Genomic DNA, 22,385 nt, shown 5'->3' on the forward strand with positions numbered 1-22,385 from the left:
TTCAGGAAGATACAGCATTAAAATATATGCTATTTTAATATTTTAAGGATAAAAAAATGGAAGAGTTAGGCAGTAGTATTTTAAAATATCATGACATAATTAAAGAAATACTTTATGTAGCAGTCGCTTTTATTGTCGTTTGGTATTTTTATTTAAGAGCAGGCTCAAGTTATAGCATGATGTCTAGGTTGTGGGGGATATTGATAGGGTCGAAGGGTTTTAAAAATAATGAAATATCAGAATTGATGCAAGAAAGAGAAGATATAGATAAATTTAACTTCATCTTCAACGTTAAGGCCACAAGCATAGAGCAAATAAAAAGACTTCAAAAAAGAGTAAAAAAACAAAACCTCGACATAAAATTAATATCCCGTTCAAAAGGACATTTTTATATTAATACTTGCAAACTAAAGGTGCCGAAAGAGAAACAAATTTTTGGAACGCTATTACTCTCGGCCGTACTATTTTTTTGCACATTACCTGTATTGCAACTGGCAATAAAACCCGCCGCGATGTTTGAGTTTAATGACAGCAGCACATGGTTTTGGGTAAATAATCAATATGCGGAAAAATACATCCCCCCAATCCCAATAGTCAGTTCGTTTTTTGATTATTGGAGATTTGATAATGATACATGTACCAGTAAAAATTTCTCTGTAGAGAAATTGTCAGCCACAACAAAACTCACTAACAAAGAAATTACAGCCATATGCGAGTTATTCAAAGGTGGCAAAACACCTTACGTAATTGAAAAGGCAATCACGGGGCAAAAAGTCGCTTATTTTCTTTCACTTTTTCCTTTATTCTTTTCTTTAATATGCTTTAGGGGTTTTATATACATGCTTTATACTTACGACCTTCGTTATGCCTTGCTTAAAAAGAAGGGGAAAATTAAACCTCGTCATAAAACAAAATATGTTGGGAGTTAACCCCCTCAGTAAATACTCTCCTAATGAGATTCTTATCTGTATTGCCGACGTTGTGTCACCCGCCATCAACCCGCCTCAAATTGTATGCCGCCTGACAGGGCGGCATTCTTTTATGCATGAATACATCCATCCCAAACAATGACATTCCGCGCCTGTTGCGCAACCTGATCCGCATTGGCACCGTTGCCGAGGTGGATTTAGAGGCGGCAACTTGTCGCGTCAACACCGGCGGAAACGTCACCGACTGGCTGCACTGGCTGACTTCCCGCGCAGGGCGCTCGCGTGCCTGGTGGGCACCGTCCGCCGGTGAGCAGGTTTTGCTGTTCTGCCTGGGCGGCGAGTTGAATACCGCCTTTGTGATGCCAGGCGTTTTCTCTGATGAATATCCTGCGCCGTCGGCGTCCGCCGATGCGCTGCATGTGTCATTCCCTGACGGCGCGGTGATCGAGTACGAACCGAAAACCGGCGCATTGATGGCAACCGGCATCAAGTCCGCCACGGTGAACGCCTTGGATAAGGTAGCGGTGACTGCTCCGCTGATTACCTGCACGGCGAAAACGCGCATCACGCTGGACAGCCCGGAAGTAGTCTGCACCAACAAACTCACCACCGGCACTATCGAAATTAAACAGGGCGGCACGATGACCGGCAACCTCACCCATTCAGGCGGCAACATCACGTCAAACGGTGTGGTGGTACATACCCATAAACACGGCGGCGTCCAGACGGGCAGCGGTCAGACGCAGGTGCCTTCATGACCAATGCGAAATACACCGGACTTGCTCGCGACACGGGGCGCAGCGTCGAAGACCTCGCGCACATCCAGCAGTCGGTCAGCGACATTTTGCGCACGCCCGTCGGTTCCCGCGTGATGCGCCGTGACTACGGTTCACTGCTATCGATACTGACTGACCGCCCGCAGAATGCGGCGCTGCGCCTGCAAATCATGGCGGCCTGCTACAGCGCGATCCTGAAATGGGAGCCGCGTGTCAGCCTGACCGGTATCACGTTTGAAACGACGTTCGACGGGAAAGCCGTGGTTGAACTCACCGGCACCCGCAAAGACACGTCCGCCGCCATTTCCTTAACCCTACCTGTGAGCTGAATTATGGCAACGATTGATCTCAGCCAGTTACCCGCCCCCGACGTGGTGGAGGTGCTGGATTACGAAATCCTCCTGGCGGAGCGCAAAGCCACGCTGGTATCGCTGTATCCGGAAGACCAGCAGGCGGCCATCGCCCGCACGCTCACCCTGGAATCTGAACCCATTGTGAAGCTGCTGGAGGAGAACGCCTACCGCGAACTTATTTTGCGTCAGCGGATTAATGAGGCCGCCGCCGCCGTGATGGTGGCTTATGCCACCGGCGCAGACCTGGATCAGCTCGGGGCAAACAGCAACGTTACCCGCCTGAAGATCGCCGCTGCTGATGATTCCACCGTGCCCCCGACGGCGGCGGTCATGGAATCTGACGGCGACTATCGCGGGCGTATTCCGCAGGCGTTTGAAGGGCTGAGCGTCGCGGGTCCGACGGGTGCCTACGAGTACCACGCCCGCAGCGCCGACGGGCGCGTGGCGGATGCCTCGGCCATCAGCCCGTCACCGGCCAATGTGACCCTCACCGTGCTGTCCCGCGAACGTAATGGCGAAGCCAGCGCCGACCTGCTGGCGATTGTTGAGGCGGCGCTCAACGATGAGAACGTGCGGCCGGTCGCTGACCGCGTGCGGGTGCAGTCGGCGACGGTGGTGGATTACACCGTGGATGCCACGCTTTACCTTTATCCGGGTCCGGAAGCTGAACCCATCCGCGCCGCCGCCGAGGCAAAGCTGCAATCCTATATCACCGCGCAGTCACGCCTGGGGCGCGACATCCGCAAGTCTGCCCTTTACGCCGCCCTGCACGTTGAGGGCGTACAGCGGGTGGAACTGGCCGCGCCTGCGGTGGACGTTGTGCTGGACAAAACCCAGGCCGCCTACTGCACCGGCTATCAGTTAACCCTCGGGGGCACCGATGAGTAGCCGCCTGCTGCCGGTGGGGTCGTCTGCGCTGGAAGTGGCCGCCGCCGGGGCGTGCGCCGCGATTGACGCGCTGCCGGTGCCGCTGCGTCAGCTCTGGAACCCCGACAACTGCCCGCTTGCCCTGTTGCCCTACCTGGCGTGGGCGTGGTCGGTTGACCGGTGGGATGAAAGCTGGCCGGAGTCCACGAAACGCGGCGTGGTGCGGGCAGCGTACTTTGTGCACCGGCATAAGGGCACGGTGGGCGCGCTGCGCCGGGTGGTGGAGCCGCTCGGCTATCTGATCCGCGTGAGCGAGTGGTGGAAAACCAATGAAACACCGGGCACGTTTCGCCTCGACGTCGGCGTGCTGGAAACCGGCATCACCGACGACATGTATCAGGAGCTGGAGCGCCTGATTGACGACGCCAAACCGGCCAGCCGTCATCTGATTGGCCTGACCATCAACCTGGACGTCAGCGGCACCTTACCCGTGGCCGCCGCAAGCTACGGCGGCGACCTGCTGACCGTTTACCCCTACACCCCTGAAAGTATCACCGTCTCCGGCAGCGGTTACGCCGGTGCGGCGGTTCACCTTACCGACACCATGAGAATCAACCCATGACAACCAAATACTTTGCCCTGCTGACCAACCAGGGGGCAGCAAAGCTGGCGAACGCCGCCGCACTCGGTACAAAAGTACAAATCACCCAGATGGGGGTCGGTGACGGCGGCGGCACGCTGCCCACGCCAACCGGCACGCAGACCTCGCTTATCAACGAAAAGCGGCGCGCCCTGCTTAACGCCCTGAGCGTGGACGCCGCCAACAGCAGCCAGATTATTGCGGAACAAATCATTCCCGAAAATGAGGGCGGGTTTTGGATCCGTGAAATCGGCCTGTACGACAGCGACAACACGCTGATCGCCGTGGCGAACTGCCCCGAAACCTATAAGCCGATGCTCGCCGAAGGCAGCGGCCGCACGCAGACCGTGCGCATGATTTTAATCATCAACAGCACCGACGCGGTGACGCTGAAAATTGACCCGTCCGTGGTGCTGGCTACCCGCCAGTCCGTGGACGCGGCGGTGATTGAGGTGAAAGCCTATGCCGATAACGCGTTGGCAAAGCACCTGGCCGCGACAAATCCCCATACGCAGTATGCGCCCAAAGTGAGTCCGGTATTGTCCGGCACCCCCACAGCCCCGACGGCACCACCGGCAAGCAACGATCTGCAACTGGCTAACACGGCGTTTGTTACGGCGGCCATCGCGGCCTTAGTGGGGACATCGCCGGAGGCGCTCGACACGCTCAATGAGCTGGCCGCAGCCATGGGTAATGACCCGAATTTTTCAGCGACGGTGCTCAATAAGCTGGCGAAAAAAGCCGAACTGGCGGGGAGCGCGACGCAGGCTTTTAACGTCGCCGTGGGCGGCAGCGCGTCTTCCGCCGTTAATCAGGGGCAGTTTATTACCGGAACGAATGGAAACGGCGTGTATGCCCGCCTTCCCGGCGGGCTGCAAATTTGCCGCAACTCTATCCCGACCACTAACGGCAGCGCCGTGAAGTGGACCTACCCCCTCGCTTTCAACGCGACGCCGCAGGTTTTTTCAATGCCGGTAAACCCCTCGTCCGAACAACGTTCGGCCATGTGGACGACCGGGATCTCTGCCACCAGCGTTGATGTGTTTAATCCCAACGCGCAGGGGTGTCTTGTAAACGTATTGGCCGTAGGTTACTGAGGAATGCAAATGAAATTTATTACTATCAACGAACAGGGCGTGATAGACAGTATGCGCATTGAGCTGCCCGCCGATGGCCGCGCGTTCACTGAACAGGAAAGCGCCGCCATGGCTGCCCGCGGATTCATCCCGGTCACGGATGCGCAGTGGCAAAGCATCGGTCCGGATTACCGCTTCATTGAGGGTGTCCTGCTTCCCCCGGCGGCAATACCGGCGGCGCAGCGCCTGGAGGAGGCAAAGGCGGCTCAAAAAAACGGGCTGAAAAATGCCTGCCAGGATTATTTACTGGCGGGGTTTTCGGCGGATGCGTTGGGCAGCGATTACCGTTATCCCTCCCAGATCACCGATCAACAAAACCTGTCCAGTGCGGCTTCTGCACAGACGGGCGCTTACTTGTGGTGTGCAAAAGAGGCGGAATGGTCACTGAAAAGCCATACCCCGGCGCAGGTCCAGGCGGTGCGCGTGGCGTGGGTGACGTATCTGAATGCCGCACAGCAAAAGCTGGTCAGCCTGATGGACGAAGTTGAAAATACCACCACGCCGGAAGAAGCCGCCGCCGTGGTATGGCGTGACTGATACACATCCGAGAATGACGCTGCCCCGAAAGGGGCTTTTTTGTATCGGGCATCGTTGCCCCTGACTGTGCTGTCCGGAACCTGCAGCACAGTCATTGCTGACGTTGCCTCGCCTGCGTTGTGCCATTTCCCACACATCCCTCCCGCCGTGCCTGATTGCCCCCAACACGCGATGATTGACCTCACCCCAATCACAGGAAAAACACCATGGCTGATTATCACCACGGCGTGCGCGTTGTTGAAATCAACGACGGCACCCGCGTTATTTCCACCGTTTCCACCGCCATCATCGGGATGGTCTGCACGGCATCTGACGCCGACGCCGGGGCGTTCCCGCTGGATACGCCGGTGCTCATTACCAACGTGCTGACCGCCGCCGGTAAGGCCGGTAAAACCGGCACGCTCTACGCCTCCCTGATGGCCATCGCCAACCAGGCAAAACCGGTGGTCGTCGTCGTGCGGGTTGCCGAAGGCGAAACCGACGCGGAAACCACCTCCAACCTCATCGGCACCACGGACGCCACCGGCATGTATACCGGCATGAAAGCCCTGCTGTCCGCGCAGACCGAACTCGGCGTAAAGCCGCGCATTCTCGGCGTGCCGGGGCTGGATAATCAGGAGGTTGCGACCGCACTGGCCGCCGTCTGTCAGCAACTGCGTGCATTCGGCTACGTCAGCGCACACGGCTGTAAAACGGTCTCTGATGCCATCAAGTACCGCGATAATTTCAGCCAGCGTGAGCTGATGGTGGTCTGGCCGGATTTCGTGGCCTGGAACACCACCACCAACGCCAGCGACATCGCCCCCGCCACCGCTTACGCCCTCGGCCTGCGTGCCAAAATCGACGCAGAAACCGGCTGGCATAAAACACTCTCTAACGTCGGCATTAACGGCGTCACCGGCCTGTCGGCCAGCGTGTACTGGGATTTGCAGACCCCCGGCACCGATGCCGACTTGCTGAACCAGGCGTGCGTCACCACCCTTATCCGCAAGGACGGCTTTAAGTTCTGGGGACAGCGCACCTGCTCTGAAGACCCGCTGTTCCTGTTTGAGAACTACACGCGCACCGCGCAGGTGCTGGCGGACACGATGGCGGAGGCGCACCTGTGGGCGATGGACAAACCCATGACCCCGACGCTTATCAAAGACATGATCGGCGGCATCAACGCCAAGCTGCGCGAAATGAAAACCGCCGGTCTGATCATCGATGGAAAATGCTGGTATGACGCGGAGGCGAACACCGTGGACACCCTGAAAGCGGGCAAGCTCACCATTGATTACGACTATACGCCGGTGCCGCCGCTGGAAGATTTGACCCTGCGGCAGCGCATCACCGACCACTACCTGGCGACGTTCGCCACGGCCATCAACAGCTAAGAGGCGCTCAAACATGGCACTGCCTAAGAAACTCAAATATCTGAACCTGTTTAACGACGGCAATAGCTACCTCGGCACGGTCAGCGCGCTGACGCTGCCGAAGCTGACCCGCAAGCTGGAGAACTATCGCGGCGGCGGCATGAACGGTTCAGCCCCTGTAGATTTTGGCCTGGACGATGACGCCCTGACGTTTGAATGGACGGTGGGCGGCCTGGATGAACAGGTGCTGCAACAGTGGGGGGCGGTGGCCGCCGTGCCGCTGCGCTTTGCCGGTTCCTTCCAGCGCGACGACACCGGCGATATCTCCGCCGTGGAAGTCTCCCTGCGCGGCCGTCACAAGGAAATGGATTTCGGTGAATACAAACAGGGCGAAGACACCGAAACCAAAATCACCACCCAGTGCACCTATTTCAAGCTGACGATTGACGGCAAAGACATGATTGAAGTCGATACGGTGAACATGGTGGAAATCGTGAACGGCGTTGACCGCCTGGAGCAGCACCGCCAGAACATCGGCCTGTAACCCCTAACCGCGCCGAACCCCGGCGCAAAACCTCGCCTTTTGAAGAAGAGACACCGCTATGTCAGAACAGAATGAAAATATCGTTATCCTGGAAGAACCGATCAAGCGCGGCGACACCGTCATTGAACAGATTGAAGTCATCAAACCGAATGCCGGGCACCTGCGCGGGATCGGCCTGGCTGCCCTGGCGAATGCCGACGTTGATGCGCTGACCCTGCTGCTGCCCCGCATCACCGCGCCGAACCTGACGCCGAAGGACTGCCAGTCCCTGAGCCTGCCCGACCTGGTGGAGCTGGCGGGTAAGGTGGTGGGTTTTTTATCGCCGAAGTCGGCACGGTAACGCTGCCGCCTAACCTGGCAGTCGATGATCTGATGGCGGATATCGCGGTGATCTTCCACTGGCCGCCGTCAGAACTGAACCCGATGACGCTGACCGAGCTGCTGGTGTGGCGTCATAAGGCCATGCAGCGCAGCGGAGCCACCGACAGTGAGTAACTTAAAAGTAGAGGTGCTGTTAAAGGCGGTTGACCAGGCGACCCGCCCGTTTAAAGCGGTGCAGAACGCCAGTAAGGCGCTGGCCGGAGAGATTAAAAATTCACAGACCACCCTCAAAGACCTGAACGCCCAGGCCGGGAAAATTGACGGCTTCCGTAAATCCAGCGCACAGCTCGCCGTCACCGGTCAAAAACTCAAAGACGCCAAAGCGGAAGCGGCGGCGCTGGCGATTCAGTTCAGAAACACCGCCAGCCCGACCCGCGCACAGGCGCAGGCCATGGAATCGGCCAAGCGTACCGCCGCGCAGTTGCAGACCCAGTTCAACGGGCTGCGCCAGTCGGTGCAGCGTCAGCGCACCGAACTTACCCAGGCGGGCATCAGCACGCGCACGCTGTCTGACTCTGAGCGTCGCCTGAGAACGTCCATCAGCGAAACCACCGCCCAGCTCAACCGGCAGCGTGAATCCCTGGCACGGGTGAGCGCGCAGCAGGCCAAACTCAACGCGGTGAAAGGCCGGTATCAGGCGGGCAAACAACTGGCCGGTAGCGTGACCGGTGCAGGTGCCGCCGGTGTCGGGATTGCGACGGCGGGCACGGCGGCGGGTGTCGGGCTGCTGATGCCCGGATTTAACTTTGCGCAGAAAAACTCTGAATTGCAGGCGACATTAGGGCTGGATAAAGATTCCGCCGATATGACCGCGCTGCGCACCCAGGCGCGGCAGCTCGGCGACAACACCGCCGCCTCTGCCGACGATGCCGCCGCCGCGCAAATCATCGTCGCCAAGTCCGGCGCGGACAAGGACGGCATCCTGGCGGCGACGCCGACCATTCTGAATCTGTCCCTGGCAAACAAGCGCACCATGGAGGAGAACGCCACGCTGCTGATGGGCGTGAAGTCCGCGTTTGGCATGACCAATGACACCGTGTCACACATCGGCGATGTGCTTTCTACGGCCATGAATAAGTCCGCCGCCACCTTTGAAGGGCTGTCTGACACCATGACCTATGCCGCGCCGGTGGCTAAGCAGGCCGGTATCAGCGTCGAAGAAACCGCCGCGATGGCAGCCGCCCTGGCGGATGCCAAAATTACCGGCTCGATGGCGGGCACCGGTGCGCGTGCGGTCATTACCCGCCTGCAGGCACCGACTGGCACCGCCGCCGCCGCGCTCGGTGAGCTGAAGGTGAAAACGGCGGACAGCAAAGGCAACATGCGTCCGCTGTTTACCATTCTGAAAGAAATGCAAAAGAGCTTTGAGAAAAACAAGCTCGGTTCGTCGCAGCGTGCGCAGTACATGAAAGCCATCTTTGGCGAGGAAGCCAGCTCGGCGGCGGCGGTGCTGATGGGGGATGCCTCCTCCGGCAAGCTCGACCAGCTCAGCCAGGCGCTGAAAACCTCGGACGGTAAAACAGAGGCGCTGGTGGCAGTGATGCAGGACAACCTCGGCGGCGACTTTAAGGAATTTCAGTCCGCCTATGAAGCGGTTGGCACAGACCTGTTTGATCAGCAGGATTCGTCACTGCGCAAACTGGTACAGACCGCCACCGGCTACGTGCTGAAACTGGATAAGTGGGTGGTGAACAATAAAGCTTTGGCGGCCACGCTCGGCAAAATCGCGGGCGGTGCGCTGCTGATTATCGGTGCGCTCGGCGTGTTTGGTCTGGTGGCCGGTCCCGTTATCAGCGGGATTAATCTGATTGTCGCCGCTGCGGGGATGCTCTGGACCATCCTCGGCACGGTGGGCGGCGCGATTGCGACGGTGATCGGGGGACTGACATGGCCGATTGTTGCCGTCGGTGTCGCCATTGTCGCCGGTGCGCTGCTTATCCGTAAATACTGGGAGCCGATCAGCGCCTTCTTTGCGGGTGTGATCGAAGGACTGGGGATTGCGTTCGCGCCGGTAAAAGAGATGTTTTCTCCGCTTAAGCCGGTGTTTGACTGGCTTGGGGACAAGCTCAAAGTCTTGTGGCAGTGGTTCAAAGACCTGATCCAACCGGTGAAATCCACGCAGGAAACGCTGAATAGTTGTAAAGATGCGGGGGTGTCGTTTGGTCGCCTGGTCGCTAACGCACTGACCGCACCGTTGCAGGTGGCTAATAAGCTGCGTAGCAGCGTGGTCTGGCTGCTGGAGAAGCTCGGCATCATCAAGGATGAATCCGCAGACCTTGATAAAACGGCAGACATGGCTGACCGGCGTTCGAAGCAATCCGGCGACGGGGATCCGCAAGCGCATCCGCTGGACAATCCCGTCCCGATTGTCCCGCCATCGGGTGGCCTGCTGGGTGGCGGTTATACGCCGGTATCAGTCGGCGGCGGGCGCAGCTATATCGACCGCAGCACGCACAATTACACCATTGCCGCCGGTGCCGGTTTAGGCGTCCAGGATACCAGCCGCCAGATCCGCGCCGAGCTGGAAGCCCGTGACCGCGCCCGCGTCGCCCGGCAACGTTCCCGCATGGATAACGATTAAGGAGATGTCCGCATGATGTTAACCCTCGGACTGTTTGTGTTTCAGTTGCAAACCGTCCCCTACCAAAGCTTGCAGCGGGACGTTGATTACCGCTGGCCTGCGAATAACCGCGTCGGCCTGCGTCCGCTGCCGCAGTTCCTCGGCGTGAATGAGGAGAAGATTACCCTGTCCGGCGTGCTGATGCCGGAAATCACCGGCGGAAAGTTGTCACTGATGGCACTGAACCTGATGGCCGACGAGGGCAAGGCGTGGCCGCTGCTGGAGGGCAGCGGCACCATTTACGGGATGTTCGTAGTCAACAGCGTCAGCGAAACCCACACGGAGCATTTCTCCAACGGCGCCGCCCGCCGGATTGAATTTACGCTGACGCTGACCCGCGTGGATGAATCCCTGGCGGCCATGTTTGGCGATATGAAAGCCCAGGCTGACGGGCTGCTCAACCAGGCCGGAGGTTTAACCGGCCAGTTGGGAGGCCTGCTGTGATTACGGATATGACCATCGGTGCCGGTGTGCAGTTTGCGCCGGATTTTACGGTGACCGTCGGCGGTAAGGACATCACGCAGGACGTCAGCAACCGGCTGATTTCGCTGACGCTCACGGATAACCGGGGCTTTGAGGCTGACCAGCTCGACATCGCTCTGAGCGACACCGACGGCCTGCTGGAGATGCCGCCACGCGGCGCGGTGATAAATATCGCGCTCGGCTGGAAAGGCCAGGCGCTGACGAACAAAGGCGATTTTACCGTGGATGAGGTGGAGCATCGCGGCACGCCGGACACGCTGACTATCCGCGCCCGCAGCGCGGACTATCGCGGCAGCCTGAATTCCCGCCGCGACAACTCTTATCACGACACGACGCTGGAGGCGGTGGTGTCCGCCGTGGCGGCGCGCAACAACCTCAAGCCCGCCGTTGCCGAGCCGTTCAGGGGCGTAAAGGTCTCACACATTGACCAGACCCAGGAAACGGACGCGAAATTTATCACGCGCCTGGCGGAGCTGAACGGCGCGGTTGTAGCTATCAAGGCGGGCAGCCTGCTGTTTATCAAGCCAGGCGCGGCAAAGACGGCCAGCGGGAAGCCAATCCCGCAGATGACGATTATCCGCAGCGACGGCGACGGGCACACGTTCAATATTGCTGACCGTGGGGCGTATACCGGCGTTTCGGCAAGCTGGCTGCATACCAAAGACCCGAAGCCGAAAAAGGTGAAGGTTCAGCGAAAACCGAAAGTGCAGTACCTGCGCGCCCTGCAACATCCGAAGGCAAAGAAGGTCAGCACGAAGGTGCAGAAAACGCCGGAGGCGAAAGAAGGCGATTACCTGGCGGGCAGCGATGAAAACGTGTTTACCCTCACCACCGTCTATGCCACGCAAAAGGCCGCCATGCGGGCAGCCCAGGCGAAGTGGGACAAACTCCAGCGCGGCGTCGCCGAATTCTCAATTTCCCTGGCGCGCGGGCGGGCGGATTTATTTCCTGAAACGCCGGTGGCGGTGTCCGGCTTTAAATCCGTGATCGACGCGCAGCCGTGGATAATCAGCAAGGTGACGCACAGCCTGGGCAGCAGCGGATTTGTGACGATGTTGAATCTGGAAGTATTGCTGTCGGATGTGAGTTATGAAGCTACTGAAAGCTGATCACTCGACCCGTTTGACGTCAGGATGGAGTTCACTGGCAGCCTCATGAAATATATCGCCGAGCCAGCCAGGAATTTCACCCTCAGTCATATCATCGGGAATGATGATGTCATTCAGGCGAGAAAATTTTCTTTCAGACATATCAGCCCGAAATACCTGCCAACCTTCTGGTGTTTTATTAACGCCGAGATAGCGACCGAAGACATTATAAATCAGCATATTTTCTCCTTCGTATTAATCCAGATATATTGAGAATAAGACGTCCGAAATACAATGTAAATCACTGTAATATAAGATGTATGCTTTTCTTTGTGACATACAATGACCGCATCTGATTAAAATGATTGCATGGTGATTATTATGATGCACTGCCCGAAATGCCAACACGCAGCACACGCACGTTCCAGCCGTTATCTGAGTATCAATACCAAAGAACGTTATCACCAATGTCAGAATATCAATTGCAGTTGCACGTTTAAAACCCATGAGTCTATTGCGGACATCATTGTTGAACCTGGCACCGTTCATGCTGTTCAGTTGCATCCTGATAAACATAGTCAGCAGTCCCTTCAAATACACTAAGACTAAGACCAAGCCCGCGAAAGCGGGTTTTTCTATTACAGATTCAGTGGATTAATCCTCTTGCATGTATATGACTGACTAAATCAAACATTTACACTGGTTTTATATACAGTAAAATCCACATTCTCAAAAAAGGAGGATGTGATGAGTGTAAGAAAACTGTCTACCGGCAAATGGTTATGTGAGTGCTACCCGAACGGACGCGAGGGCAAGCGATGCCGCAGGCAGTTTGATTCCAAGGGTGAAGCCGTTTCCTTTGAGACTTACACCATGGAACAGGCGAAGAACAAACCCTGGCTGGGAGAAAAGGAGGACCGGCGCAAGCTAAGCGAACTGGTCGATCTCTGGTACAGCCTGCACGGCTGCTCTCTGAATGATAAAAAGGGACGGTTGGGAAAACTGAAGATTATCTGCGCGGGAATGGGTGATCCGATTGCCAATACTATTACACCGAAGGACTGGGCGCACTATCGCGATCAGCGGTTGCGCGGCGAGATTGATAATGGTTACAGTACCAGTCTGGCGACCCGTAAAGTTTCCACCGGCACGGTGAACTGTGAGCATGCTTTTCTGCGGGCGGTGTTCAATGAACTGAAACGACTGGGGGAATGGTCGCTGCCTAACCCTCTCGAGAATATCCGCGAGTTTGATCAGCCAGAACGTGAAATGGCATGGATGACTCAGGAACAAATCCTGCTGCTCATGGCCGCCTGCGAACAGCATGGAAATGACGAATTAACGCTTATTGTTAAAGTCTGCCTTTCGACCGGCGCACGCTGGAATGAGGCTGCCAAAATCAAAAGCTCGCAGATTTCGCCCTACAAACTCACCTTCATCAATACCAAAGGTAAAAAGAACCGTACCGTTCCCCTCGCCCGCCCCCTCTATGACGAACTAATCGCCCGTAAAGGCGCGCCCTTCTCGCCCTGCTATAAGCAGTTTTATCGGGTGATCAGGCTGGCCGGCATCGAGCTGCCAGAAGGACAGATGACGCACGTTCTTCGGCATACGTTCGCCAGTCATTTCATGATGGCCGGTGGCAATATCATCGTGCTGCAACGCATCCTCGGACACTCTGATATCCGCGTCACAATGCGATACGCGCACTTCGCTCCGGATCACCTGGAAGACGCTATTCACCTGAATCCGCTGGCTCAAATGGGTGGCGACAAAGTGGCGGCAGAAAGTCCAAATGAGTAGCATTGAAGGTAACAAGAAGTGGTTTAAGTGATTGTTTTAACGATAAGTTATTGATTTAAGAAATGTTCAAAAAAAAGACCGAATACGATTCCTATATTCGGTCTAGGGAAATGGCTCTTGGGAGAGAGCCGTGCGCTAAAAGTTGGCATTAATGCAGGCGGTTAAGCCGTACAACTTAAAGCGTAGACGACAGATGGCTATTTTCCACCCAGTTTGAAACATAGTGATAATAACAATGATGTATTATTTTCATTGTGTGACAACATACGCAAAACATGGAAGTTACATCAGTCATTTATCGTCGGCACGGCCATTCAGCAAAGTGATCTGGCTTTGGCAATAAAGGGAGCCAGACTCATTTTCTGTCCCGGATTCTGCGGGTCATCAAGCCAGATTTTCTCCAACGGCACGGCCTGTACCTGATGGTTTTTGACCTGCTCTTTCGCCACATCATTCAGAGGATATTGCGCCAGCGTACTGTCGTTAATCACATACAGCGCATTACCGGGGCGGCATTGCAGCATCACTTCTTCACGGGTAAAAGCCCAGGTTTTACCGTATTGTAGACGGCTGATCGTTTCCAACTGGGGTGCCGCGAAACTGCTGGCAGATAAGGTCAGCAGCACGCAGGCTAGCAGTGTTTTCCTCATGATTTTTCCTCGATGATATTTAATTCCTGATACCTGTCAGATAACCCGTTCAGCGCGGTGCCAGTGTGGCAAACACACTCACCAGCAGTAAAACACCCAGCGCCAGCCCCCATTCGAGCCAGGTCATCATGACAAAATAATGTTGTGCCCTGTCGGGATCTTTACTCATTAATGGCACCAGCCGGTAACGGTTAAACACAGCCACGGCCACCATCATCCCGACCATCAACACTTTGACCACCAGAAGGCGCTGGTAAAGTGATGTCATATCAGTCGGCCAGCGCTGTAAAATAATGGTCGTATTGATGATGCCGGTAAGGATAACCAGCGCGACGGCAGCCTGTCCCCAGAGCGAAAAACGGATAAGTGTGGCAAGCGCATACGGCCTTGCCGCAGGCTGTCGGGTATACCACATGCAAGTCAGTAACGGCAGTAAACACCCGAACCAGTAAGCCGCGCTGAGCAGATGCACCACATGATTGCTTCGCTGGATAACCCCGAGTATACCTTCATGCATCGCGGCATGGCCGACCAATGCCTGGCTCATCAGTAAACCGAATGAGCATAGGAAAATCAGCATATTCCGCACAGGCAGCCAGTCCATCAGAAGCACCAGCAACAGCGCGGCCGTCAGTAATAAATGCCAGCGCCAGACTTCACCAAATGCCGTTGTTAACACCAGCAACCAGACATTCAGGTTCAGCGCATCGCCCCATCCGTTGCCCATCAGCGCAGCCTGAATCGCCAGCATACCGACCGAAGTCACAGCCGCGACAAAAGCAGAGCAGATCATCAGGGTCTGGTTTTTGCGCAGCAACACAGCTGAGAAACCGGCAGGTGTCAGCAGCGAACAAAAAACACTCAACCCAAAGATTTGCATCAGCGAAGCAAAATGCGCAAACCGACACAGAACGAAAAGTACAGTCAGACTCATCGCTTATTTAACAGTGAAGCTGTACTGACCGTGCGTTTTATGACCATCGACGGAGACAACGTTCCACGAAACAATATATTTTCCCGCATGCAACGCATCGGAGAGTGGCAGAACGGCCTGAGTATTATCATTCGCTGCCAGCGCCATTTTACCGGTTTTAACCGCTTTCTGGCTGGCATCCGTCAGGGTGATCTTGCTGAAATCAGGCTCGATGCCTTCACTGAATCCGAGAGACAGTTCAGTCGGGCTGACGGTTAAAACCGAATCTGCCGCAGGGGTTTCCGTTTTCAGATGAGCATGAGCAGAAGCTTGCTGTGAGATAAATCCGCTCAGCATAACGGCTGAGACTGTCAGGACACGGCAAAGAGAAGTGGTTTTTTTGAACACGATGATTCCTTGGCTTGCTTAACGATGAATTTATAACGCCGTCACTTTAGCGCAAACTGCCGTAAAACGTTTGCCAAAAAGACATAAAAAAACGCAGAGGCGGAAGCACTCTGCGTTTTTGTGGACACCCCTGATCGGAAATTAGCCTGCCGGGGTTTGTGCCACCATATTTTTGAGATCTTTATCAACGAAGAACAAACCGTTACCGGTATTGCTGACCAGTGCCAGTTTATCAAGGACAGATTTGAACAGCGTCTCTTCTTCATGCTGCTCAGCAACGTACCATTGCAGGAAGTTGAAGGAAGAATAATCTTTCAGCGTCATGGACAGATCAGCCAGTTCATTGATTTTCTGCGTGATCAGTTGCTCATGTTCGTAAGTTTGCTTGAACAGATCGGTCAGGGATTCAAAGGCAACCGGCGGAGCGGCAATCGCCCCCAGCAAAGGCAGAGCACCGGTATCGCTGACGTATTTGAACAGGCGATGCATATGGTCCATTTCTTCCATTGAATGCTGTTTCAGGAAAGCAGCGGCACCTTCGTAACCTTTGTCGCTGCACCATGCACTCATCTGCAAATATAAATTGGCAGAATAAAACTCGAGGTTCAGCTGTTCATTAAGCTGATCAATCATTTCTTTTTTAAGCACGGCACGGCTCCATAAATTAAATTAAAGCAGGTGGGGGATTTATTTATCTGCATTATGCCCGTATCAATACAAAATAAAAACACCCGATTCACATTAATATTCACCGCAATAACAATTTAATTTAATCCACTGATTTAATGAGTATTTTTAAAAAATAAAATATCCAAAAATGATAATCATTAACATACACAAGCGTATTAAAAAGGAATCATTCTTATTTGCGATATTAATTACCCCGCCTTATTGTAGATATTTATCATTTACCTTTTGTGAATGGTTCTTATTCACTCATTAGAATTATCCGCATTCTTTGTTAGCTGCGCGGAAATAAAAGCAAAATCGCAATATTCACGCTGACCCCAGCCTCGGGTACAATGTGGCAAAATCGATCATCAGGAAGCAGTTATGAGCATCAATCTGGCTGAAATCAGCAAAGAAGAAATGGATCGTATCAACGTCGATCTTGCGGCCTCCGCGGTGGCCTTTAAAGAACGCTACAACATGCCGGTTGTCGCTGAGATGGCGGAACGCGAGCAGCCTGCGCATCTGCGCACCTATTTTCGGGAACGGGTGATGTTTTATCGCGGGGAATCACATAAGTTCTCCCGCTTACCTTATGAGCCAAAGCAAAAGTAAACGGGAGTCGCAGGGGAAGGTTAGCGCCGCGCGGCGAAACGCTGGTTGGTACGGATCAGTTGATCGAGAATGCCGGGCTCGTCGAACGAATGACCAGCCCCCTCAATGATGTGCAACTCCGCTTCCGGCCATACCTGCGCCAGATCCCACGCATTTTGCACCTGGCATGCCATATCATAGCGACCATGCACAATGACGGCCGGAATGTGGCGAATACGTTCGACATTTTTCAACAACTGGTCATCACTTTCCAGAAAACCCAGATGCGTAAAATAGTGGTTTTCAATACGGGCAAACGCCAGCGCGAAATTGTCCTCACCAAAGGATGCCGCACCTTCCGCAGGCAGCAGCGTCACGGTTTCCCCTTCCCACAGGCTCCAGATTTTAGCGGCCTCAAGCTGAACAGCGCGATCGCCGGATGTCAGACGGGCCCGGTAAGAAGCAATCACGTTTTTACGTTCTTCTTGCGAAAGAATCGACAAAATACGTTGCCACTTTTCCGGGAAGAAACGGGAAGCCCCGTCCTGATAATACCAGGACAGCTCCTGCTTACGTAACGTGAAAATCCCGCGCAATACCATCTCACTGACATGTTCAGGATGCGTCTGAGCATACGCCAGCGCCAGCGTTGAACCCCATGAACCCCCAAACACCAGCCATTGGTCAACGCCGGCCATTTTACGCAAACGCTCAATATCTTCGACCAGATGCCAGGTTGTATTGTTTTCCAGACTGGCGTGCGGTTTTGAGCGTCCGCATCCACGCTGGTCAAACAGCATGACGTCGTAATCATTGGGATCAAACAATTGACGGTGTACCGATGAACAACCGCCACCGGGCCCGCCGTGGAGAAATACTGCTGGCTTGCCTTTCGGGTTTCCGCTGCGCTCCCAGTAAATTTGGTGACCATCCCCCGTATCAAGCATGCCACTGGCATAAGCTTCCCTGGGCGGATACAACCCTTTTAATTTTGGCATGACATTTCCTGTTCTATTTGGCCAGTGTATTGATTGATGTGCATTCATCTTCATAACAGCGCATCGGCTAGCCCACGACAAGATGTTATGAGCAAAAATCGTTATTTTGCATGCCGTTCGCATACTTATCGTGCAGTTTCACTTACCGCCCCGGCCGTAACATCGATAAAGCAGCCAGGCAGGAGCGAAGAAAATTCACAAATACGCTTGCAACCGGAGCGGTTTAAGCAGTAAATAGCAGAGCAACCCAATCCACCAGCTTTAAGAGAGGCGAATATGAGTAAAGGAATGGATAGCAAAAAAAATGCGAAGAAAAAGCCACTGAAGACCCCGGCCGAAAAAAAGGCTGAGAAAAAAGCCAAGAAAGCTTCTGCTTAACAATGGACTTCGTAGAATAAACCCGCCGAGAGCGGGTTTTTTTATTTCCCCTTCATACTTCAGCCCACAGAGGCGTTGTCTGCCAGGGCGAGCACAAAAGCATATTCCAGCGCGATATCTTCGTAAGCTTTGAATCGTCCGGATTTCCCGCCGTGGCCGGAATCCATATCGGTATGCATTAACAACAGGTTATCGTCGGTTTTGAGCTCGCGTAATTTTGCTACCCATTTTGCTGGCTCCCAGTATTGTACCTGCGAATCATGCAAGCCGGTGGTGACCAGCATATGCGGATAGGCCTGTGCGCGAACCTGATCATACGGGCTGTATTGCAGCATATAATCATAATATGCTTTGTCGTTCGGGTTGCCCCACTCGTCATATTCACCGGTGGTCAGGGGAATGGATTCATCAAGCATGGTGGTCACCACGTCAACGAACGGCACCTGCGCTACAATGCCGTGATACAACTCTGGCGCCTGATTAACGATCACCCCCATCAGCAATCCACCCGCACTGCCACCCATGGCGTAAACCTGTCCGGCGTCACCGTAGCCTTCCGCGACCAGTTCTTTGGTCACATCAATGAAGTCATGGAATGTGTTAAGTTTATTGAACAGCTTGCCATCGTCATACCATTGCTGGCCCAGTTCTGCGCCACCGCGGATGTGCGCCAGTGCGAAAACAAATCCTCTGTCGAGTAAACTCAGGCGGCTCCCGCTGAAAGCCGGATCCATACTGCTGCCATAGGATCCGTAACCGTAAACCAGTAACGGGTTTTCATTCGGCTTGAACAGTTCACGGCGATACACCAGTGACACCGGGACTTTCACCCCGTCACGGGCCGTAACCCAGACACGTTCGCTACGATAATTTGCCGCATCAAAATCTTTCACTTCCTGCTGCTTGAGCAACGTACGGTCATGCGTATCCAGATCGAGTTCAAACAGTGAGCTCGGCATAGTCATTGAAGAATAACCATAGCGCAGCAATGCGGTGTCCGGATCGGGATTATACGCCAGCCAGGTGGTATAGGTCGGATCGTCAAATGCCAGCGATTTTTCTTCCCCTGTTTTCCAGTGAATCTGACGCAACTGCGTCAGTCCCTGATGGCGTTCTTCCACCACCAGCCAGTCACGGAACAAGCTGAAGCCTTCAAGCATCACTTCGATACGCGGCGCAATCAGCGTTTGCCAGCGGGTTTCGACACCGTCTTCGCTTTTATATAAGCCGAAGTTTTTGCCATCTTTATTAGAGCGGATGTAAAAATGCCCGAGGTAATGATCGAGAGCATATTCATGATCTTTACGGCGCGAGAGGAATACCTGTGGTTTAGCCTGCGGATCATCGGCATCGAGCAGCAGTATCTCTGAGGTTGTGGTGCTGTCCAGATGGATCAGAATATATTTTTCTGACGTGGTTTTATCCAGTCCGACGTAAAACGTATCGTCTTTTTCTTCATATACCAGCTTGTCAGTTTTCGGATCGGTGCCGATCACGTGCCGGTAAACCTGATACGGCAACAGGGTTTTCTTATGTTTGCGGACGTAATACAGCGTTTGTGAATCGTTCGCCCACTCACTGCTGCCGGAGGTGTTTTTCAGCAGATCCTCCGTCCAGGTTTCATCATCGAGCTTTTTGATGCGGATGTCATACTGGCGGCGGGAAAGAAAATCTTCCGCCACCGCCATCAGCTGATTATTAGGGCTGATATCGAGACCGCCCAGCGTGTAAAACTCGCTGTCTTTGGCCCGCTCATTACCATCGATCAGCGTGCTCCAATTTTCATATTCTGCTGCAGGCTGGCGCAGATAAATGGCGTATTCGTTGCCCGGCTCATAACGGGTCTGATAGCGGTAACCATGTTTGACGTAGGGAACGGAATGATCCTGTTGCGCGATGCGCGCAACCATTTCGCCGTACAGGGTTTCGCGCAATGCCTGATGCGGTTGCATGGCCAGCCCGGTAAATTCGTTTTCGGCCGTCAGATAAGCCAGAACCTGAGGATCGGCGCGGTCATCATCACGCAGCCAGTAATAATTATCGACACGGTCATCGCCGTGGACGCTCAAAATTTGCGGGCGTTTTTCAGCCTTTGGAGGTGTCATCATCTCGGGATCTCTTTGTCCTCTTTGTGGTGTGATAAGAGTGACAGGTTTAGACGGGGAAACCAAGAGACGTCGATGCAGGGGAAATAATGCGTCCGCGAAGAAATCACGGACGCAATCAGAGCCTTAATACCGGCTATAACGGCGCGCTATAGCTGATTTCGCCTATCTGGCAGTTAAGGGTTACCTGGTAGGTTTTATCTGTGTGATCACCGCGCACGGTTAACGGGACATTCCATTTTGCATTACTGCCGCTGATGCTGTCAGTCACCACCCAGGCCACCGGCGTGGACGTCCCAAGCGCTTTTTTATCTGCATCCCAGCGCGGGATACGGTTTTGCAGGAAATCACGTTTAACCAGTGCAGCCACATCCTCTTTGGTTGCCGTGGAACAAGGCGTTACGGTTGCCGTTCTCACTTCAGGCTCATCGGCCTGCGCAATCTGGCTCAGCCCGCTCATGCCTGCCGCTGCGACCACAACGCCCAAGATTATCTTTTTCATCGTTCGTCTTCCCAGTCTTTGTCGTTCATTCAGTTGACCCTGCCGGACAATATCCCTACATAACGCATGGTCATAATGTGCGTTAGTTAATATAATCCTCAACAAGGCAATAACACAACATTAACAATAAGACGCCCGACATAAAGCGAAAAGAAACGCTGTTAACGCAAGATAATGGCTTTGCAGTTTTTGCCTTTGATCTTCCCTTCCTGCAAACGTTGCAACGCCTTCTTCGCGCTCTTCTGACGAATCGCAACATAAGCGTGAACCGGGAACATATCAATTTTTCCCACTTCAGCGGCGGTCAGCCCGGCATCACCGGTCAGCGCGCCCAAAATATCACCGGGGCGGATTTTGGCTTTACGGCCACCGTCAATGCATAACGTTGCCATTTCAGGATCAAGCGCCACCGGGGCCGCGGCCAGGGCCTGAGCGGCTGGCTGCCAGGTAAAGCGCTGACGCGTATAATCTTCCAGCGCTGTCACACGCGGCATCTCCTGCGGCGTGACCAGGCTGACTGCCAGTCCGCGGGTGCCTGCACGGCCGGTACGGCCCACGCGGTGAACATGAACTTCCGGGTCGAAAGACAGTTCGTAATTAATGACCAGACCCAACTGTTTGATATCCAGCCCGCGCGCGGCAACGTCTGTTGCCACCAGTACGCGGCAACTGCCGTTGGAGAACCGCACCAGTACGCGGTCGCGGTCGCGCTGCTCAAGGTCGCCGTTCAGCGCCAGGGCGCTGATGCCTTTCGCTGTCAGGGCGTCACACACCTCCTGACAGTCGCGTTTAGTGTTACAGAACACTACGCAGGAAGCAGGCTGATGCTGATACAGCACGGCGGCCAGCAGCAATAAACGCTGATGTTTGTCGGCTTCGATGAAAATCTGCTGGATATCCGCAATGTCATCTTCGCCTTCGATTTCTACTTTCAACGGCTGACGCTGGAATTTAGAACTGATACGCTCAATACCGTCGGGATAGGTAGCTGAAAACAGCAACGTCTGACGATCCTGCGGTGTATAACTGACCACATCTTCAATATCTTCGCTAAAACCCATATCCAGCATACGGTCCGCTTCATCCAGCACCAGCACTTTCAGTTCGTCCAGTTTCAGCGTGCCTTTACGCAGGTGCTCCTGAATACGGCCCGGCGTACCCACCACAATGTGTGGCGGATGGACCAGCGATTCAAGCTGTGGCCCGATAGCCTGACCGCCGCACAGAGTGAGGATTTTGATGTTTTGGGTAAAACGCGCCAGACGGCGTAATTCTTTGCTGACCTGATCGGCCAGTTCACGTGTCGGACACAGCACCAGCGCCTGAGCAACAAACTGCGAAACAATAATGCTGTTCAGTAAACCGATACCGAAAGCGGCTGTTTTACCACTGCCGGTTTTGGCTTTGGCGCGGACATCCTGCCCCTGCAGGATGGCGGGCAATGATGCTTCCTGAATCGGGGTCATTTCGGTGTAACCCAGTTCATTCAGGTTAGAAAGTTGCTCAGCGGGCAATGTCAGGGCAGAAAAGGAATGCGTGCTCAAGGCGATAACTCTTTATGTGAGGCAAAAATCGGGGCAGCGGCAGGAAACCTGGCGCCATGGTTTGGCTAAATGATAACAGAGACGCCCGCCGGCTGCCTTAACCGACAGAAAA

The 22,385-nt window shown here is 54.4% G+C and carries 26 protein-coding genes; 17 read left to right on the top strand and 9 right to left on the bottom strand.

Annotated elements, in window-relative coordinates; all coding sequences use genetic code 11:
• The first annotated feature begins 56 nt into the window (after nucleotides 1-56).
• The 14 genes from EVX52_RS01810 to EVX52_RS01875 all read left to right on the top strand — a co-directional run bounded on the left by EVX52_RS01810 (nucleotide 57) and on the right by EVX52_RS01875 (nucleotide 11,730).
• Nucleotides 57-929: a DUF6216 family protein gene (locus EVX52_RS01810; protein ID WP_129990482.1), complete on the top strand. Its 873-nt coding sequence runs from the start codon at nucleotides 57-59 to the stop codon at nucleotides 927-929.
• 116 nt (nucleotides 930-1,045) lie between these two features.
• A complete protein-coding gene (locus EVX52_RS01815; RefSeq protein WP_129990483.1) occupies nucleotides 1,046-1,687 on the top strand; it encodes a phage baseplate assembly protein V in 642 nt (213 codons plus the stop codon).
• Nucleotides 1,684-2,034, top strand: coding sequence for a GPW/gp25 family protein (locus tag EVX52_RS01820; protein ID WP_129990484.1), 351 nt, complete (start codon nucleotides 1,684-1,686; stop codon nucleotides 2,032-2,034). The genes EVX52_RS01815 and EVX52_RS01820 overlap by 4 nt, the downstream gene beginning before the upstream one ends.
• A gap of 3 nt (nucleotides 2,035-2,037) precedes the next feature.
• A complete protein-coding gene (locus EVX52_RS01825) occupies nucleotides 2,038-2,946 on the top strand; it encodes a baseplate assembly protein (RefSeq protein WP_129990485.1) in 909 nt (302 codons plus the stop codon).
• Nucleotides 2,939-3,547, top strand: a complete 609-nt coding sequence (locus EVX52_RS01830; RefSeq protein WP_129990486.1) for a phage tail protein I — start codon at nucleotides 2,939-2,941, stop codon at nucleotides 3,545-3,547. Before EVX52_RS01825 ends, EVX52_RS01830 begins: the two co-directional genes overlap by 8 nt.
• A complete protein-coding gene (locus EVX52_RS01835) occupies nucleotides 3,544-4,662 on the top strand; it encodes a phage tail protein (RefSeq protein WP_129990487.1) in 1,119 nt (372 codons plus the stop codon). The genes EVX52_RS01830 and EVX52_RS01835 overlap by 4 nt, the downstream gene beginning before the upstream one ends.
• Before the next feature lie 9 nt (nucleotides 4,663-4,671).
• On the top strand, nucleotides 4,672-5,238 hold the full coding sequence (locus EVX52_RS01840) for a hypothetical protein (protein WP_129990488.1): 567 nt from the start codon (nucleotides 4,672-4,674) through the stop codon (nucleotides 5,236-5,238).
• A 206-nt stretch (nucleotides 5,239-5,444) separates the two neighbouring features.
• Complete coding sequence (locus EVX52_RS01845; RefSeq protein ID WP_129990489.1) at nucleotides 5,445-6,614, top strand: phage tail sheath protein; 1,170 nt, start codon at nucleotides 5,445-5,447, stop codon at nucleotides 6,612-6,614.
• A 13-nt stretch (nucleotides 6,615-6,627) separates the two neighbouring features.
• Nucleotides 6,628-7,137, top strand: a complete 510-nt coding sequence (locus EVX52_RS01850; protein ID WP_129990490.1) for a phage major tail tube protein — start codon at nucleotides 6,628-6,630, stop codon at nucleotides 7,135-7,137.
• Between the two features lie 58 nt (nucleotides 7,138-7,195).
• Nucleotides 7,196-7,477: a phage tail assembly protein gene (locus EVX52_RS01855; RefSeq protein ID WP_129990491.1), complete on the top strand. Its 282-nt coding sequence runs from the start codon at nucleotides 7,196-7,198 to the stop codon at nucleotides 7,475-7,477.
• 32 nt (nucleotides 7,478-7,509) lie between these two features.
• Nucleotides 7,510-7,632 (top strand): GpE family phage tail protein, encoded by a 123-nt coding sequence (locus EVX52_RS01860; RefSeq protein ID WP_113876560.1) that lies wholly within the window; start codon nucleotides 7,510-7,512, stop codon nucleotides 7,630-7,632.
• Nucleotides 7,625-10,099: a phage tail tape measure protein gene (locus EVX52_RS01865; protein ID WP_129990492.1), complete on the top strand. Its 2,475-nt coding sequence runs from the start codon at nucleotides 7,625-7,627 to the stop codon at nucleotides 10,097-10,099. Before EVX52_RS01860 ends, EVX52_RS01865 begins: the two co-directional genes overlap by 8 nt.
• Before the next feature lie 12 nt (nucleotides 10,100-10,111).
• Nucleotides 10,112-10,582 (top strand): phage tail protein, encoded by a 471-nt coding sequence (locus EVX52_RS01870; protein WP_112150976.1) that lies wholly within the window; start codon nucleotides 10,112-10,114, stop codon nucleotides 10,580-10,582.
• A gap of 8 nt (nucleotides 10,583-10,590) precedes the next feature.
• Entirely contained in the window at nucleotides 10,591-11,730 is a 1,140-nt protein-coding gene (locus EVX52_RS01875) for a phage late control D family protein (RefSeq protein ID WP_370278306.1), read from the top strand.
• Here the strand turns inward: EVX52_RS01875 and EVX52_RS01880 are convergent, their stop codons facing one another.
• On the bottom strand, nucleotides 11,731-11,949 hold the full coding sequence (locus EVX52_RS01880; protein WP_129990494.1) for a hypothetical protein: 219 nt from the start codon (nucleotides 11,947-11,949) through the stop codon (nucleotides 11,731-11,733). It lies immediately after the preceding gene.
• 141 nt (nucleotides 11,950-12,090) lie between these two features.
• On the opposite strand from EVX52_RS01880, the gene EVX52_RS01885 reads away from it, so the two are divergent.
• Nucleotides 12,091-12,312 carry a DNA-binding transcriptional regulator gene (locus EVX52_RS01885; protein WP_072071578.1) on the top strand — a complete coding sequence of 74 codons (222 nt, stop codon included), beginning with the start codon at nucleotides 12,091-12,093 and terminating at the stop codon, nucleotides 12,310-12,312.
• A gap of 144 nt (nucleotides 12,313-12,456) precedes the next feature.
• On the top strand, nucleotides 12,457-13,512 hold the full coding sequence (locus EVX52_RS01890) for a tyrosine-type recombinase/integrase (RefSeq protein ID WP_129990495.1): 1,056 nt from the start codon (nucleotides 12,457-12,459) through the stop codon (nucleotides 13,510-13,512).
• A gap of 314 nt (nucleotides 13,513-13,826) precedes the next feature.
• Here the strand turns inward: EVX52_RS01890 and EVX52_RS01895 are convergent, their stop codons facing one another.
• The 4 genes from EVX52_RS01895 to ftnA form a co-directional block, all read right to left on the bottom strand.
• On the bottom strand, nucleotides 13,827-14,162 hold the full coding sequence (locus EVX52_RS01895; protein WP_129951771.1) for a YebY family protein: 336 nt from the start codon (nucleotides 14,160-14,162) through the stop codon (nucleotides 13,827-13,829).
• Nucleotides 14,163-14,211: 49 nt separating this feature from the next.
• Nucleotides 14,212-15,096, bottom strand: coding sequence for a copper homeostasis membrane protein CopD (gene copD / locus EVX52_RS01900; protein ID WP_129990496.1), 885 nt, complete (start codon nucleotides 15,094-15,096; stop codon nucleotides 14,212-14,214).
• Nucleotides 15,097-15,099: 3 nt separating this feature from the next.
• On the bottom strand, nucleotides 15,100-15,486 hold the full coding sequence (gene copC / locus EVX52_RS01905; RefSeq protein WP_205951570.1) for a copper homeostasis periplasmic binding protein CopC: 387 nt from the start codon (nucleotides 15,484-15,486) through the stop codon (nucleotides 15,100-15,102).
• Nucleotides 15,487-15,624: 138 nt separating this feature from the next.
• Nucleotides 15,625-16,131: a non-heme ferritin gene (ftnA, locus tag EVX52_RS01910; protein ID WP_015697874.1), complete on the bottom strand. Its 507-nt coding sequence runs from the start codon at nucleotides 16,129-16,131 to the stop codon at nucleotides 15,625-15,627.
• Nucleotides 16,132-16,536: 405 nt separating this feature from the next.
• Here ftnA and EVX52_RS01915 point away from each other — a divergent pair, with 405 nt between their 5' ends.
• A complete protein-coding gene (locus tag EVX52_RS01915; protein ID WP_013576177.1) occupies nucleotides 16,537-16,767 on the top strand; it encodes a DNA polymerase III subunit theta in 231 nt (76 codons plus the stop codon).
• Nucleotides 16,768-16,787: 20 nt separating this feature from the next.
• On the opposite strand, the gene pip is transcribed toward EVX52_RS01915, so the two are convergent.
• The 4 genes from pip to dbpA all read right to left on the bottom strand — a co-directional run bounded on the left by pip (nucleotide 16,788) and on the right by dbpA (nucleotide 22,273).
• The gene (pip, locus tag EVX52_RS01920) at nucleotides 16,788-17,744 is read right to left on the bottom strand and encodes a prolyl aminopeptidase (RefSeq protein ID WP_129951774.1); all 957 of its coding nucleotides are present in this window, start codon (nucleotides 17,742-17,744) and stop codon (nucleotides 16,788-16,790) included.
• A gap of 437 nt (nucleotides 17,745-18,181) precedes the next feature.
• Nucleotides 18,182-20,230 (bottom strand): S9 family peptidase, encoded by a 2,049-nt coding sequence (locus EVX52_RS01925; RefSeq protein ID WP_129951775.1) that lies wholly within the window; start codon nucleotides 20,228-20,230, stop codon nucleotides 18,182-18,184.
• 133 nt (nucleotides 20,231-20,363) lie between these two features.
• Complete coding sequence (yebF, locus tag EVX52_RS01930) at nucleotides 20,364-20,729, bottom strand: protein YebF (RefSeq protein WP_129951776.1); 366 nt, start codon at nucleotides 20,727-20,729, stop codon at nucleotides 20,364-20,366.
• Between the two features lie 161 nt (nucleotides 20,730-20,890).
• On the bottom strand, nucleotides 20,891-22,273 hold the full coding sequence (gene dbpA, locus EVX52_RS01935; RefSeq protein ID WP_129951777.1) for an ATP-dependent RNA helicase DbpA: 1,383 nt from the start codon (nucleotides 22,271-22,273) through the stop codon (nucleotides 20,891-20,893).
• Nucleotides 22,274-22,385: the final 112 nt, after the last annotated feature.

It is taken from the genome of Rahnella sp. CFA14(1/10) (assembly GCF_004195095.1).
GTDB classification, from domain to species: domain Bacteria; phylum Pseudomonadota; class Gammaproteobacteria; order Enterobacterales; family Enterobacteriaceae; genus Rahnella; species Rahnella perminowiae.